The 15,365-nt window shown below is 34.3% G+C and carries 11 protein-coding genes, 2 tRNA genes, 1 rRNA gene and 1 pseudogene; 4 read left to right on the top strand and 11 right to left on the bottom strand.

Translation table 11 applies throughout. The features are described 5' to 3' along the window. Positions 1-38: 38 nt before the first annotated feature. From OZP12_RS10945 to OZP12_RS10925, 5 genes and pseudogenes are all read right to left on the bottom strand, one after another. Positions 39-2,414, bottom strand: coding sequence for a beta-galactosidase (locus OZP12_RS10945; protein WP_281225007.1), 2,376 nt, complete (start codon positions 2,412-2,414; stop codon positions 39-41). Between the two features lie 156 nt (positions 2,415-2,570). Next, on the bottom strand, positions 2,571-3,701 hold the full coding sequence (locus tag OZP12_RS10940) for a BT3233 family polysaccharide utilization protein (protein ID WP_281225006.1): 1,131 nt from the start codon (positions 3,699-3,701) through the stop codon (positions 2,571-2,573). Positions 3,702-3,791: 90 nt separating this feature from the next. Beyond that, a pseudogene (locus OZP12_RS10935) lies at positions 3,792-3,959 on the bottom strand (gluconate 5-dehydrogenase); the annotation flags it as partial. A gap of 82 nt (positions 3,960-4,041) precedes the next feature. Continuing rightward, on the bottom strand, positions 4,042-5,523 hold the full coding sequence (locus OZP12_RS10930) for a sulfatase family protein (RefSeq protein ID WP_281225005.1): 1,482 nt from the start codon (positions 5,521-5,523) through the stop codon (positions 4,042-4,044). 10 nt (positions 5,524-5,533) lie between these two features. Then, positions 5,534-7,099, bottom strand: a complete 1,566-nt coding sequence (locus OZP12_RS10925; RefSeq protein WP_281225004.1) for a DUF4955 domain-containing protein — start codon at positions 7,097-7,099, stop codon at positions 5,534-5,536. A gap of 334 nt (positions 7,100-7,433) precedes the next feature. On the opposite strand from OZP12_RS10925, the gene OZP12_RS10920 reads away from it, so the two are divergent. From OZP12_RS10920 to OZP12_RS10910, 3 genes are all read left to right on the top strand, one after another. Continuing rightward, entirely contained in the window at positions 7,434-8,132 is a 699-nt protein-coding gene (locus OZP12_RS10920) for a DUF1826 domain-containing protein (RefSeq protein ID WP_281225003.1), read from the top strand. Positions 8,133-8,294: 162 nt separating this feature from the next. Beyond that, positions 8,295-8,774 carry a DUF2975 domain-containing protein gene (locus OZP12_RS10915; RefSeq protein WP_281225001.1) on the top strand — a complete coding sequence of 160 codons (480 nt, stop codon included), beginning with the start codon at positions 8,295-8,297 and terminating at the stop codon, positions 8,772-8,774. A gap of 3 nt (positions 8,775-8,777) precedes the next feature. Continuing rightward, positions 8,778-9,011, top strand: coding sequence for a helix-turn-helix domain-containing protein (locus tag OZP12_RS10910; RefSeq protein WP_281225000.1), 234 nt, complete (start codon positions 8,778-8,780; stop codon positions 9,009-9,011). A 208-nt stretch (positions 9,012-9,219) separates the two neighbouring features. Here the strand turns inward: OZP12_RS10910 and OZP12_RS10905 are convergent, their stop codons facing one another. Next, a complete protein-coding gene (locus tag OZP12_RS10905) occupies positions 9,220-9,882 on the bottom strand; it encodes a DUF3826 domain-containing protein (protein WP_281224999.1) in 663 nt (220 codons plus the stop codon). Between the two features lie 260 nt (positions 9,883-10,142). Between OZP12_RS10905 and OZP12_RS10900 the strand changes: the two genes are divergently transcribed. Beyond that, entirely contained in the window at positions 10,143-11,603 is a 1,461-nt protein-coding gene (locus OZP12_RS10900; protein ID WP_281224998.1) for a sialate O-acetylesterase, read from the top strand. Between the two features lie 108 nt (positions 11,604-11,711). On the opposite strand, the gene OZP12_RS10895 is transcribed toward OZP12_RS10900, so the two are convergent. The 5 genes from OZP12_RS10895 to rrf all read right to left on the bottom strand — a co-directional run bounded on the left by OZP12_RS10895 (position 11,712) and on the right by rrf (position 15,246). Continuing rightward, entirely contained in the window at positions 11,712-12,797 is a 1,086-nt protein-coding gene (locus OZP12_RS10895) for an SGNH/GDSL hydrolase family protein (RefSeq protein ID WP_281224997.1), read from the bottom strand. A gap of 195 nt (positions 12,798-12,992) precedes the next feature. Continuing rightward, positions 12,993-14,411 carry a DUF1254 domain-containing protein gene (locus OZP12_RS10890; protein ID WP_281224996.1) on the bottom strand — a complete coding sequence of 473 codons (1,419 nt, stop codon included), beginning with the start codon at positions 14,409-14,411 and terminating at the stop codon, positions 12,993-12,995. A gap of 474 nt (positions 14,412-14,885) precedes the next feature. Continuing rightward, a tRNA-Leu gene (locus tag OZP12_RS10885) sits at positions 14,886-14,971 on the bottom strand. A 9-nt stretch (positions 14,972-14,980) separates the two neighbouring features. Next, positions 14,981-15,053 (bottom strand) — tRNA-Phe (locus OZP12_RS10880). Between the two features lie 83 nt (positions 15,054-15,136). Beyond that, positions 15,137-15,246, bottom strand: a 5S ribosomal RNA gene (gene rrf / locus OZP12_RS10875). Between the last annotated feature and the right edge of the window lie 119 nt (positions 15,247-15,365).

Here is a 15,365-nt window from a genome sequence, read left to right as displayed (position 1 = left end):
CTCTCGAGGTTAAAATATTATTATATGCAATTTATTACTTAAAAAGCAAAAGGCTTTGTTTTCAAATAGACTTTATAATCTTTTACTATTCCGGTTTTTCCACCATCAGTACGAGGTAAATAACGTAAACCCTTGATTTCTTCATCTTGTCCTAAATCAATTACGATTTGATGTGGGTATTTTGATTTTTTACCAACAAGTTGTGTTTGCCACATAGTCGATTCTTGTTTGTCAAAAACAAGGGCACCTACATTATTTGAAACCGTAATCTCTTCGCTGTCGGCATAAACCAATTTCCATTTTTTTGAAGGTATTGCTTTGCCGTCTTTTCCTATTAGTTCGATTTCAGCAACTGTAGCATTTGTATCTTTGCTGTTTTGTGCATTTAAAGCTTCAAAACAAAAATAGCGTCCAACGGTTGGTTGTTGAAAATTAACCTCTTTCCAAACTTCGGTGGCATCAAAAGTTCCTTGTGTGATAGCTGTTTCTCCAGTCAATTTTAATTCTTGACCCGGTTTTCGACTCAACAATGATACATCTGAACTATTTTTATCCAAAACAGGTTTTGTTACACCCGTTACTGCTGCTTCTTTTGGTTTTTCAAGGTCTAAAACAACAATCTCGTTTTCGCCTTTTTTCAGCCAAACTCCTGGCATGTATAAGGTTTGCTGTGGTCCAATTTTCCAATAACGACCAATAGCATGCCCATTTACCCAAACCATTCCTTTGCCCCACGTGCTTACATCCAAATAGGTATCATCTGTTTTATTTAAAGTAAATTTGGCTTTGTACCAAGCTGGTCCTGAAGGTTTGTTAGTAATATATTTTTTATTTAGCTGAAAAGCGTAATCAATTGGAAAATTATAAACTGTCCAGTTTTTCAATGTTATTGCTCCGGAGTCATCTTTTAGTTCCACTTTTTCGGTGATTCCTTTTTTATCCAAAATATCTTTACCATAATTTACTCTTCCCATTCCTTCAACCAAAATATCCAAAACAGCGTTATTTTTTGTCGCTGGAATTTCTATAGTATTACTGGTTTTGTCACGGTCAAACACACCTATCAGCTTACCGTCGATATAAACCTGTGCCCAATCGTGCACTTCGGTAACGATCAGTTTTCTAGGTTTTTCCGATGCAGTCAAATTGGTGCGATAATTAATTCTTCCCCATCCTTGATCGAACATTTCCATGGATTGAATATCAAGAGACTTTTTGCCTTGCGGTAAATTTTGAAACAAAGCAGCGCTTTGTGCAAATTGTATCTTAGGAATCGACATTACTGGAATGGCAGCAGGGATTTCACCTAAAGTCTCACCCAGATTCAAATAATTTTTCAATAAATCACGGACTGCATAAAATTTGTCGGTTATATTTCCTTGTTCGCCTATTGGGGCATCGTAATCATACGAACTAACCATTGCCGTATAAGGCCCGGAATTGGCTCCACCCCATTGTCCGAAGTTTGTCCCTCCATGAGCCATATAGAGACTAAAAGATATTTTTTTGTCCATCATATCTTTTAGACTTCCAATAAAACTATTGATTGAACGTGTTTCGTGTACAAGTCCAAATTTATCAAACCAACCCGTCCAGTACTCACTACACATTAAAGGTGCAGTTGGATTTTGCTCTTTAAATCTCCCAAATTGTTTGTCAATATTGGAACCGGCACCAAAATTCAACGTAATGGCAACATCCGGAGCGGTTTTGTAGCTGTCAAAATTAGTTCCCCAATCGCAGCGCATCAATTGTACTTTGTCAAATCCTGCGTTTCTAAGGTTTTTACGCATTGCTTCCATATACTCGCTGTTGTTTCCAAAAGCGCCATATTCATTTTCTACTTGAGCCATAAGAATTGGCCCTCCGTTTTGGATTTGTAAAGGACTCAATTGCTTGCCTGCTTCGTTCAAAAACTTTGTCGCTCGCACCATAAAAAAAGGATTCGAAAGTGTTCTAAGTTGGATATTATCTTTCTTAAGCAACCACCAAGGCAATCCTCCCATATCCCATTCGGCGCATACATAAGGGCCAGGACGCACTATACAATACATACCGTTGGCCTGAATTAATTTTACAAATTGGGCAATATCTTTGTCTCCCGCAAAATCAAATTTGTCTTGTTGTTGTTCATGGTAATTCCAAAAAAGATAAATACAAATGGTATTCATTCCCATCGCTTTACATGCTTTAATTCGTTGATCCCAATATTCTTTAGGAATACGTGGATAATGAAGCTCAGCCGCACGGATTAAAAAAGGTTTGCCGTTTAATAGGAATTCCCTATTTCCCAAAGTAAAATCCCCTTTTGCAGCAGGTTGAATTTGACTTATATCTTTTGATACAACTTGATTAGTTTGGCACAGGACTATCTGATTGCAAAGTATTAGACAGATGAAAAACAATTTTTTCATTTTATAAATTTGGTTTTAGTAATAGTGCTTGCAATGTAAACATTTTGACATAAAAAATAATTTTAATTAGAGCCTGTTTAAATTTTATGCTGAGATTACTTTGGCAATTATTTTTGAGTGAAACGAGGCGGATTTTTTTTTCGTTATAGCAAAGGTCTATTTAATACTCACCACCAAAGGGCTTTTCAATTCTTGAGAGAAACGATTCAAATAATCAAACCATTGAGCTGTATTCGTAATTTTTCCGGCTCTATCCCAAGCGGCGCCAGTATAATAAACGATTGGTTCATTATTTTTTACCTCAGTAATCGCTAAAATCTGATCTTTTCCAACGGAAATATTTTTAACAGGAATGTTCAGAATGCTTCCTACACCAGTTGTACCATCTTCTGCAACAGTAGGTTCCCAATAACCAATAATTCCTTGTTGCTCGTTTAATAACATAGCGCCTTGTTCAGGTCTTTTGGCTATTCCAACCGCTACAGGCAAAGCTTTGCTGTCTGAAAACGAGTAAACATTTTCGATTCGGTTCAATTGTGAACCTGCATCCAAAGAAATGATTTTGGTATGCGAAACTTTAATTCCCGCTGCATCTGCATCATCATATTCCAATCTAAAAGTAGAACGTAACGGCCCATTATCCAACACTTTCCAGTGGTGATAGTTTCCTAAATAGACAATATTATCATTCACATAAGGCGCCATATCCCCTGCTCCCATTGTAAATCCAACTTTGTAATAATCCATACCGTCTCCGTGATCTGTATGATATTCATTTCGCTTGTAACGCTCATTTATTACCATTCTGTCAGTACGTTTTACCCAAACGTCAATACCATAAGCGTTATCTTTTTGTTTTTCTAATGCTTTACCATAAGCTCTAAATGCAATTTTGTCATTTTCCCAAGCGAAATCTTCAAATCTTTCAGGCACGTATCGCCCGTAAGTTTTGGTTTGAAAGGCCGATGGTTTCCCTTTTTGGATAAAAAGTTGAACCGAAGTTTTTGCTTTTATATTTACTTGTACCAATAAATTTTGAATGGCAGGAAGTCCTTTATGTTCCAATTGATATGGAATCTGTTTTTTTGTAGCTGAATTAATCACAACAAAATCAGTAGTGTCTATTTGCGGAAAACGGGATAAGATGCTTTCCCATTTGATAGCGACAACAGCTTCATCTCGATTTAAATCTAAATTATTTTGGATGTTAATTGTTGCTTTTGTTTGTGACAAAAGGGTAAACGGTAAAAAAAGAAGCGATAAATAAGCGAACTTGTTGAATTTCATGGTTTTGAGGTAAAAGTTAGTTTTTGCTTTTAAAATAAATCTGCCGATACTGATTTTAATGCAATATCGGCAGAAATTTTTATTCAGTTGTTATTCATTTGAAGGTTTAATTGTAGCGAGGATTCCTCCATCTACATAAAGGATATGCCTATTTACAAAATCACTCACTTTTGAGGACAAGAAGAAGGTTGCTCCCTGTAAATCTTCTGTGGCTCTCCAACAATTGGCGGGTGTCCTGCTGATGATGAATTCATTAAGCGAATCTCCTGCAATAAGCGCTTTTTTTCCTGTCAAATCGAATAAAACCATTATTTCTTTTTTATATTATTGTCTAAAATCTTTATTTATCTAAAACAAAACCATCTCCTGTTTTCTTTAGCCATTGTACTAAAACAGGCTGTAGTTTTTTTACAATTGGTGAATCCGATTTGTAAATATTATTCAATTCAAATGGGTCAGCTTTTAAATCGTATAATTCATATTCGCCTTTACCTTTTTTCTTTACATAAGCAAATGTATAATCGTTTGTACGAATACCTCTAAAACCAGTATTTACATTAACATTATTACTTGCAATGGCTCCCAAAATATATTGCTCCGTTGGTTTTTCTCCTTTGCCATTGAGATAGTATTGAGCATAACTTTTTCCGTCGATATCTTTTGGTGTTTTATCTTTTATTCCCATTAATTCCAAAAGAGTTGGGTAAATATCCGGGATACTGCCTAAGAAGGTATTGTCTATTCGAGGAACAATATGCCCTTTCCAATAAATGAAAAATGGGATTCTTAGTGATTCTTCATAAATGTTGTTTTTTGACTCTTCAGAATGTTTTCCTAAACAATTCCCGTGATCGGCTGTAACTATCACAATAGTGTTTTCGTCCAGCTTTTGGTCTTTTAAACCTTGCAGTATTCGACCAATTTGCTCATCAACTCCCGTAATATTGGCATAATAATAACGAATATTTTTTCGATAAAAATCACCCCATTCGGTACCTGCAGCGGGAATATTTGCTCCTTTTACTAAATCTTCAATCGGTTTGTCCTTGTATAGATCATAATATTTTTTTGGAACTGTTTGATAATTTGAATGAGGAGGGTTTACTGAGACCACGAGTGAAAAAGGTGCTCCTTCTTTACGGAGTTGCCCACCTTCATTTTTCATAAAAGCCAATGCTTTATCAGCTTCATGGATTGGTCCCCATTCATTTACATATTTGAATTCATCCCTTTTGGCATTGGTATCCCAATACATTGGTTTGTCGTGTTCGTCATAAGTGCCATAGGCATACCAGTAATCAAAACCGTGTCTTCTGTCCGGAGAAGCCCATTCATTCCAGGCAACTTTTCCAATGTTATTTGATGTTGGGATATAAGGTTGGTAGGGCGAATCCAAATGCCATTTACCGATATAACCATTGGAATAGCCATTTTGCTTTAATATATCTGACCAGCATACGGCATTTTTTTGCAATTCGATTCCAAAAGGAGCTGAAGCCGAATTCACGTTGCTGTAAACATGATTTTTTAATGGATATTGACCTGTCATGAGCATAGCTCTTGCAGGAGAACAAACCGGAAAGTTGCTGACCATTTGATTAAGTACCAAACTTTCTTTTGATAATTTATCCAAAGTAGGAGTCATAACGGGTTCTTTTCCTTCAAATCCCATCGCCTGCCCTCTCCATTGATCGGCCAAAATAATTAATAGATTGGGGGGCGTTTTTGATGTTGCACTTTTTTGTGCAACCGCTGAAATTCCGACAAATACTGTTAGGAAAAGAATAAGCTTTGTGCTGATATTTTGATTTAAATATTTCATGATTATCTTTTTATTGAATTTCTTTAATCCATTTTGGCAAATAGCCCAATCTTAGTTTCAATTGTGCCAAGTATAGTGAAGCAGGTTCAACGGCTTTATCCAGTGATTCAGATAATCCTAATTGCTCCATTTTAAAAGTGGTTCCGTGACTTATGAACCCAACAATTATAGGATTGGGGATTTTCCACCATTCAAATACGGCTGTGGGAGGCCAAAATTCAAAATCTTTTACAGCTTCATTGGTTTGTTTATAATTCCAAAGTACTAATCCTTGCATGTGGTTAGGCATATTCTCAGTCGCTCCACCACCACGGCCATTCATCAAGCCACCTTCCACTTGATCAAGTAATGTATTTCTGGGTTGGCTGGAGTGAGATTCAAAACAGGTAGTCGAAGGATAGGTACATTTCCAGATTACAGTATTCATAGAACCATGAGAACAACCGAAAGAATGCCATTGTGATGCCAAGTCCACACAATTGGCTATCAATACATTGGTTGAACCATTGGAATTGATAGCTTGATGACCGGCATTGCCATCTATTTTACAATTTAAGACCGAAATATTGGCACTTTGACCAACAGTTGCTGCATTGGTACAATTCGTAAAACGGCAATTTTGAATCCATGAATTGGTGTTCCTTCTGATGTTTAATATATTATAACCACTATCGTCTTTCCAGGAACGGTGATGAACAAATTTTTCGGTCCAGTTCCCTACAAAAGCAATGTCTTCTATACCGACTTCTTCGCTATTAGCAAATTTTAAAACTTCCCATTTGTATTTTGGATCAATGGTGTATGCAATGGGAGCATTTAGGATAAGTGTTTCTTTCTTTATGTTTTTAATTTGGTAAAAAACTTTGACATCAATGCCTTTCTCGACTAGATAAGTCCATTGAGGCTCTATTTTATTGTTTTTTAATTCAGATGCGATTAAGTCTTTGTTGTTATCTAATAATTGTAAAACAATCCAGTCTCCTGAATTTAAACCGTCTGTTGAACTTACTTTTATTGACAAATCACCAATAGAAGCCGCTGCTGTAACCTGCCCTATTTTTTTATCGCTACCACCACTTCCAAAAATAAATAGCGGCGGAACAGTCCACATTTGAGATGGATTTGTTGGCGGAAGCGCATTTTTCATATATAATTCAGTACCTCCAGGTCCGGAACCACTGCCTCTGAAAATAATATGTCCGTTTTTTGAAACAATAGAGTTTGGCAAATCACCATCTTCATTGACTAAAAATCTCCCTTTCGGAAAATAAACAATACCCGAACCATTTTTGTTCGCGGCATCGATTGCCATTTGAATGGCTATTTTATCTGAAATACCATCATTAGGTTTTGCCCCAAAATCGGTAACATCAAAATATTTATAATCCGTTATATTAGGGATTTTCTTTTCGCCATTATGATAACCAACATACGAGAAATCAGGCAGGATACTTTTATCCTTCTTATAATCTTCAAATATTTTAGCTTCCTGTTGTGCTGAAACAAATGCTGTCCCAAAAAGATTTATAAGGATGATCAATCCCTTTTGAAGCTGTCTTTTATTGTAATTGTACATTTTGACTTATTTCAATTTTGATATTAAACATTACTCTTTTTTGCAGTTTATGCTACTTTGTTTTCAAAAGCGTTTAATCCGATTCATTTTAATTATGGATTTAAAAAAATCATCAGGAAATAATTTCAAATGTAGCTTGATATATTTTTTTTAAAGTGCAAAATCGTCCTTTTTTAGGTTAGAATCGTCTTTTTTATATTATTACTACCCTTGTTTTAATTGATTTTTTCTTAAACCAAGATTAATTAATTTCATGATGAGGAAAAATTGGCCTGATGGTGCGGAATTGCATAATTTTGTAGTTTATAAATAACTAGCTTTTTCATATCATATTATGAATAATACATTTTCTGACAACAGCCAAATTGGAATAGTAGCCACTTTTTCCGAACTTGTAAATGAGGATTTTAAGGGAGAGATGAATGCACTGTGTTGGTACAGAAATTTGGAAGGCGATTTTAAAGAGATCGTAGACAAACTACAATTAAAAGAAAATATAACCGAAGTTTATCCTAAAGATTTAGTATCTCTCCAATTATCAGAAAAGGGGAATATAGCAAGGGAAATTATCTTAAATGATTTACAATTATTAACCGATTTTGGAGCTTCCCCTTCTCTTAATTTACTTAAATGTTATGAACGTGATGATGAATTCGATTTCATTTCTACTGATGTGTATTCGTATCATGTTGATCGTTCTCCTATTGCGACGGATACTTTTTTATGTACTTATTATGGAGTGGCAAGTGATATTATTTCTAATGAACAAGCGGAGCAAAAAATTCTAATTCCAGAAATCCGAAAAAAGCTTAAAGAACTGCATAACGGTCCATCAGAGGAATTTGAAAACTTTTTAAAAGAAAATTATTTTGATTTGCATTATCAGGTGAAACCCAATGCAAAGCCTATCAATTTAGGATTAGGCCACCTTTGGCGCTTGGCAGTGGATCATCCAAAACAACAGGTGTTACCTTGTATTCACAGAGCTCCAATAGAAAATGATGGGGAGTATCGTTTGCTGTTGATTTGCTAAAAAAACGATAGCTCGGAATTATATTTCGTAACCAAAAATTGTTTTCCTGTTCTTCGAGGTTTGTAATGAGAAATGAATTTTTGTTTGAATAAGAATAATTATTTATTGTTTATCGATAAATAATTATTCTATTTAGCAGTAATTTAAATTCATTAAATCATCATGAAAAGAATTTCAATAATATTTCTGCAGGCTGTCATTGTACTTATTGGTATTGTCGCACTTATAATTTTGATTCGGTTTCCATTAACTGAAGGAAGAGCCCAGAACCTAGACATGTTCAGTATTTACGCTGACCCATTCATTTTGTATGGATATGCATCATCAATAGCTTTTTTTGTTGGCTTGTATAAAGCATTCAAATTACTCGCATATATCAAGCAAGATCAATTGTTTTCGCAAAACTCGGTAAGGACTTTGAAAAGCATGAAATATTGCACAATAATATTAGGTAGTTTAATTGCGGTAGCTGGATTGTTTATAATGATATTTCATAATAAAGATGATGATCCTGCTGGTTTTCTGGCAATGTGTATCATAACCACTTTTATTGCTACTGCTATTGCAACTGCTTTGGCTGTGCTTGAAAGGATTTTGCAAAATGCTGTAGATATGAAAACTGAAAACGACTTAACAATTTAAGCTATGCCGATTATCGTAAACTTAGACGTGATGATGGCAAAACGAAAAATTTCTCTGAATGAACTTTCTGAAAGAGTTGATTTGACATTATCTAACCTTTCTATCTTAAAGACTGGTAAGGCAAAAGCAATTCGTTTTAGTACTTTAGAAGCTATTTGTAAAGCTTTAGATTGTCAGCCAGGTGATATTTTAGAATATGTAAATGAAGAAGGGAAATTTTCAACACAGAATATTTGATTTTTTGCTTAGCGGCTACTTCGGAAATAATAGGATGAAACCACTGAAAAATAAAAATTAGTAAATACATTGAAACATTGAAGTTTTTACATTAAAACAAAAGGATATTTTAGAACTTCTACTCTTTTTACCTCCTAAACAACAGAAACAAATAAAAACCTCCAAACTCAGATGACTTTGGAGGTTTTATTTTTTTGAGCTTTTACCTTTATTTCTTAGCAGCAGCTTCTTTTTCTGCTTTAATTTTTTTGGTATAATCACCATACATTTGGTGCCAATTGCGACCGTGATTGTTTAAATATTGTTCAGCCTGAGTTTTGTAAATTTCAAAAATTGCAGATATCTCTTTCATGCTTTTATAATCTACAGCTTGTTCACGTGCTTTTTCCATTAATTTTTGAATCTCAGCAGTCTCAGTAGCAGTCATATTAGGAACAATAGACTGATAGCCTTTCATTGTAAAAGCTACTTTTCCAATAGTGTATTTGTCTAAAACCAAAGCTACTTGCTCCTCAGTTAAATCTTTCCTTAATCCGCTCATTAAACTTTCATGAACGGTTGTTGGTATTGCTGAATCTGCAATAATTTGTCGGTGAAGTTCCGAAAGTGACTTCCCGTCCAATGGATTTATTCCCGCTGGTACTGTTGAAGCTGGGTGATTATTATGCCAATCTTTTATAGTTGTAAGATGAGTTGCAACTACTTGTGTTAATCTGTTTTCTTTTGCACTGTCATTTAGCGATAAAGTGCTAATCCATTCTTTGGCTTTTGCAACATCATCTTGTGCTGCCGTTGTTGACTGTGCCTTAACTGCCGTATTTAAAACTAACAATCCAATAAATAATAATGCTTTTATTGTTTTCTTTTTCATAAAAAATAAAATATAGGTTGAATGTCGATACATTTTTCGCATCTTTTAGTTTTTAAAAGTACAAAAGAGAATGGCTACTTTTATAAATTAAGTGTATAATTAACAATTATTTTTTAAAGCGAATCAAAACTCGCAGAAAACAATTAATTGAACAAAGAATTTAAAGTAATTGCGCAATGGGAAACAGGATGGAGCAGGATGGTTTCAGGGGCATACTTCCCTACTTTTGAAATTAACTATGACTTTATAAATTCGAAATTATGTCTTCAAATAAATTGACTTTCGCGTCATTAAGTTTTTTGCTCTTATGTTCTTTTAATCTCCTTAGTCAAGTTATACTTCCGAAGATTTTGGGACACGACATGGTTTTACAGCAACTTAAAGAAGTACCGGTTTGGGGAACTGCAAGTCCGGGTGAAAAAATATCGGTAGATTTTGGTGGACAAAGCAAAAAAACTGTTGCCGACAATTCAGGTAAATGGTTGGTAAAGCTAAGTCCAATGAAGGCATCTTTTACGCCGCGCGAAATGACTATCAAAGGAAACAATACAATTGTCTTGAAGAATATTTTGGTAGGCGAAGTTTGGCTTTGCTCAGGTCAATCCAATATGGAATTTGCTATGCGAAAGTATAGTAAATTAGATACCATAAATAAAGGAAATAGACCACCGGAAGATGATTTGAATAAGGCAGACAATACCAATATTCGTATTTTTCTGGATCGCCGAAAATATATGGACCCAAGTCCAGAACATTTAGGTTGGGATTCGGCTATGGGAAAATCTTTGGTTGATTTTTCGGCTGTGGGTTATTATTTTGCGAAAGATTTATATAACAAATTACATGTACCAATCGGAATGATTTCTGCAGCGGTGCCGGGTAGCAGAATTGAACCTTGGATTCAGGCTTCAAAAATGGATGTGTCACCAAAAATGAAAGACGGAAAAACATTGGATAAACTTAATGCTGATGGTGGAGATTCCGGTAAGTTTTATGACACGATGATACAACCTTTAATTCCCTTTGCATTAAAAGGATTTCTTTGGTACCAAGGAGAATCTAATTGTTTTTTGAACGAAAATATTCGTTATGCTTATAAGTTTAAAACACTTATAGATAGTTGGAGAAACGATTGGAATGACAATAAAGCACCTTTTTATTTTGTTCAAATAGCACCCTACAATTATTCTACAACTAAAGATGAGCGTCCACACACACCCGAAAATCTTCCGGAATTCTGGGAAGCGCAGCGTCTTGCTTTACACTTAGAGAATACCAATACAATTGCTATTACCGATTTGGTTTACAATACCGCCGATTTGCACCCTATAAACAAATGGGAAGTGGGTAGACGTTTAAGTCTTCTTGCTGCAAACAAGACTTATGGACAAAAAAATGTTGTTTGGTCAGGGCCTACTTATCAAAAAATGGAAGTTAAAGGCAATAAAATTGAAATCACATATTCAAATGTAGGAAGCGGTTTAACAAGCCGAGATGGGAAACCGCTTGACTGGTTCAGTATCGCTGGAACAGATGGAAAATATACTTCGGCAAAAGCAGAAATACAAGGAGACAAAGTAGTTGTTTCATCATCCGAAGTTCCGCATCCGGTTTCGGTTCGTTTTGGCTGGAACGAAGCAGCTCAATCTAATTTTGTAAACAAAGAAGGACTTCCTGCTGTTCCTTTCAGAAGTGATAATCCTTGGGAGAAACTTTTTTAGTTAAAACAAAAGAAAATAAATATTCAAATAAATAAAAAAACTCCTTAATTTGATAAGGAGTTTTTTTATGATGTTTAAGTTTTGTTTTCGAAGTATTTTACGAACTATCTACCATTTAATATTGTGATCGATAAATTCAATTAGTTGTTTAGACATTGCTTCCTGCTCTTTTCGATTGGGGTGATTTTCTCTCTCTTTAAAAGGAAAAAATACTGTATATATCTTTTTATCATTTAATCCATCAACAGCTTTTTGAATATAACCAGGCCATTCAGATCCGGATCTGGTGGCATCCATATTGCCTAAAGCACAGATAATACTTGCCGATGGATATTTGTTTCTAATGGAACTGACAAAATCAGCATAGGATTGGATTATAAATGATTCGGAAGGTTTTTCAGTACCAAATCTTCTTTTAAACTGTTCATGTTCAGGTCTGTTTACAATCCATGAGTCATTTTGAAAAAGATTAATTACTACAACATCTGGGGTGTATTTTTTAAAATCCCACTTACTTGAAGGATCTAATGGATCAATACAGTCATAAGTTTCAGGCATAATTTCTGGGAACCAGCTTACTATAATTCCTATTCCGCTGCGGGCAATAATAGATGGTTTAGCGTTGTAGTGTCTTGCAGTTATAGCAGCATATGTATAATAATTATTAAAATGCTCAGGGACTCCTATGTCCTTCCCTCCTTCTGGCACATCTACACCGTGTCCAGCCGTAATAGAATTTCCGTAGAATTCAATTTTTCTGGTGCGGTTATCAGTATTCTTCAATAATTTCGTTTTTCCATAAAGTTCAAATCCATAAAATACATTAACCGATGTAGAGTTGGTTAATTTATATATTTCCAATGTATGGGTACCTGAATCAAGATCTTTGGCCACATTTATTGTTCTGAGGGTGTTATCAGTTTCAAATTTTAAAGGTTTTTTATCGTCTTTGTCGATTATGGCGTAAAAATAAGCTTTCTCTTTAGTAGACTTCATTTTTACTGAAATACTAGATCCTTTAAAGGTTATTTCGGCTGTAGTTCCTGGCCAGTAGAACATAGTAGAGTCTGCCGTAACATCTACCCTACCTGTATAATTAATATTGACATTATCAGGTTTAATAAATTGCTGTCCGTAGCTGTGTGAAAATAAAAGAAATAAAGCAAGAGTTTGGACTGTCCTGGAATTAATCATAATGGCATCATTACTATTTTAAAAATATTTTTTAATCAAAACTATGTGAAAATTTTTATTTTGCTAGATATTTGAAGCTTATTTTTTTACGTTTTTTGGTAAAAATACTCACGAAAAAATGTAAAGTTGCTTTATAATCAGAATCATTTTTACTTAGCACGTATAATTGAGTTTGTGTTATAAATTATTTTTAAATTATTTTACTTTTTCAATACTAGGAGGAGACCAAGTATTATTCATTGCCGTTTCTTTAGGTCCATATATGCGAATCATCAAATAAAAATCTTCGGCTGGAGCAGGTAACCAATTGGAAAGTGTTTCGTTAACAGGTTTTTCATTTTGAATATAGACTGTTAAACCACCATCTTTATCGTATTGCAATCCCTTTGTTGTAGAATTTATGAGAAAACGGTTTATTGGGTTTTTAATCAAATAACCGCCAACTCCATCCGCGCTCTTGTCATACATCGTTATTGACCAAAAATATTTAGCAGGTGGAACTTGTTCTTTAGAAAAATGAATTTTATACTTACCTATTTTACCATTCAAAGTATTGTTATTTGAATCCACATAAGCAACTGGATAGAAAGCTTCCGCTTTGTCGTTTCCGTAAATTCCGACCATTACAGCAGCAGCTCTCAATAATCGGTTTCCTTTATAAAATTCTCTATTTCCAAATGGATCCATCATGTTCCATCCATTTTTTTGTTGACCAATTTTACTGGCTTTATCTTTTATGGCTGCAATTCCTTCATTGACTCCCTCGTTTATTGCAGTAATGATTTCATTACTAAATTGAGTAGAATCAAATTTTGCACCAGGATTTACTCCTATTTTTTCAAATTTTTTAAGTTCGGCCAAATCTTCTTTATTAAAAGGTTGAACTAAATTTAAATAAATATTAAAATATTTTATGAAATTAATATTGCTGAAATCGTTTGGTTCAGAAATAGGAAGCCAATCTATGCTTGTAACAGTTTTAGGTGCATTAGTTCCTATAAATTTGCTCAAAGGAGTAATTTTATATTTATTTTGAATTTCAATAATATTAGGCAAATCATTTGTCCCAAACAATTGCGTTCTTCCAATTCCTGTTACCAGCTGGCTTTCAACATGAAAAACTTTTTTGAATTTCCCTTCTGGGATTTTGCCTTTCCAGTTTGGGCCAACGAACAAATAATCACCAGCATCATTTCCGGTTTCTCGAGTTCCAACATAGGCGAAGTTATGCGTAAAAAGATCGATGAACTGAAAAACATAATAACGATCTTTAATTTTAGGTACGGAGAAAACCATTGGTTCTGCACGTAAATCGAACGCAAATAAAGAATAAGGAGTATCAGCATTCATTGAAACCACATCTTTACGGGTATTATCGGCTGGTCGTCTATCATGTGTAATTTCATTAAAACCACTTCTATATCCAGGACTTGTCTTGTCTATTGTAGTATAATACAAAGATTTATATCCCATTAACATTGGGTAAGCATAGATATAGGCATCTTTGGCGATTAATTTTGCTTCCTCAGGACTGATTTGGCTTTCTTTTGACTGTTCTTTCTTGCAGCTATTGAGAGTTAAAATGACGAAAAAAAATAAAACAATTCTATTCATAATAATTAATATTTTAAAGATTAGGTTTTTAAAATTTATTTATTTGTGATTCATTCGTAAAGATTAATCATTTAATATACATTTTGCAAATGAAAATATTTGAACTGATTTATTTTGAGTTTGCCAGTCGGGTGTAATTATTTATAGGAAAATAAATCGATAAAATATTAATCAAAATACTGAAATCAATAATTTTGACCGATTTTACATCAAATATAGTAAAAAAATATTTTAAGTTTTTAGAAGCTATGTGTTCTTTGAATTGTAAATTAAACAATAAGGCAAATATCTGTAGATGAATAAAAATAGCTTAATTTACAATAAGTTATAATTAGTCTAACAGCTGAATTTATGTCTGTTGACCATGAAAGATTGGATCAAGATAATTGAGAATAGTTTCTTTTTTCATTCCCACCAGAAGAAATGATATTAGCCAAAATAAAAAAAGCTCCAAACAAAGTTTGAAGCTTTATGTACTCAGAGCGGGACTTGAACCCGCACGAACATTGCTGTTCACTGGATTTTAAGTCCAGCGTGTCTACCAATTTCACCATCCGAGCATTATAAAGTGGTACCTCCAGGGATCGAACCAGGGACACATGGATTTTCAGTCCATTGCTCTACCATCTGAGCTAAGGTACCTAATCTATTACCAGATTTTTATAAAAAACCCCTCATCATTTGATGAAGGGTTTTTAAAGAATCTGAAACAAGTTCAGATTAAAGAAAGGCAGCGACATACTCTCCCACAAAATTGCAGTACCATCTGCGCAGGCGGGCTTAACTTCTCTGTTCGGGATGGGAAGAGGTGAGCCCCGCCGCAATAACCACCTTAAGGTTGTTAGTGATTAGTGAATGGTAATTAGTGATTAGCTAATCATTAGTTACTTTTTACTAGTCACTGCTCACGTCGAGCTAATATTTTAACATACTGAGATAAAGAACATAAAAAGT

The organism is Flavobacterium aquiphilum, from assembly GCF_027111335.1.
GTDB lineage: Bacteria > Bacteroidota > Bacteroidia > Flavobacteriales > Flavobacteriaceae > Flavobacterium > Flavobacterium aquiphilum.
Note: the sequence above shows the minus strand (reverse complement) of the source record. Positions and strands in the feature narration are given on the sequence as shown.

Excerpts from the sequence above, each read along its gene's own strand:
- OZP12_RS10945 (WP_281225007.1), bottom strand. The coding sequence starts at position 2,414 with ATGAAAAAATTGTTTTTCATCTGTCTAATACTTTGCAATCAGATAGTC.
- OZP12_RS10940 (WP_281225006.1), bottom strand. The coding sequence starts at position 3,701 with ATGAAATTCAACAAGTTCGCTTATTTATCGCTTCTTTTTTTACCGTTT.
- OZP12_RS10930 (WP_281225005.1), bottom strand. The coding sequence starts at position 5,523 with ATGAAATATTTAAATCAAAATATCAGCACAAAGCTTATTCTTTTCCTA.
- OZP12_RS10925 (WP_281225004.1), bottom strand. The coding sequence starts at position 7,099 with ATGTACAATTACAATAAAAGACAGCTTCAAAAGGGATTGATCATCCTT.
- OZP12_RS10920 (WP_281225003.1), top strand. The coding sequence starts at position 7,434 with ATGAATAATACATTTTCTGACAACAGCCAAATTGGAATAGTAGCCACT.
- OZP12_RS10915 (WP_281225001.1), top strand. The coding sequence starts at position 8,295 with ATGAAAAGAATTTCAATAATATTTCTGCAGGCTGTCATTGTACTTATT.
- OZP12_RS10910 (WP_281225000.1), top strand. The coding sequence starts at position 8,778 with ATGCCGATTATCGTAAACTTAGACGTGATGATGGCAAAACGAAAAATT.
- OZP12_RS10905 (WP_281224999.1), bottom strand. The coding sequence starts at position 9,882 with ATGAAAAAGAAAACAATAAAAGCATTATTATTTATTGGATTGTTAGTT.
- OZP12_RS10900 (WP_281224998.1), top strand. The coding sequence starts at position 10,143 with ATGTCTTCAAATAAATTGACTTTCGCGTCATTAAGTTTTTTGCTCTTA.
- OZP12_RS10895 (WP_281224997.1), bottom strand. The coding sequence starts at position 12,797 with ATGATTAATTCCAGGACAGTCCAAACTCTTGCTTTATTTCTTTTATTT.
- OZP12_RS10890 (WP_281224996.1), bottom strand. The coding sequence starts at position 14,411 with ATGAATAGAATTGTTTTATTTTTTTTCGTCATTTTAACTCTCAATAGC.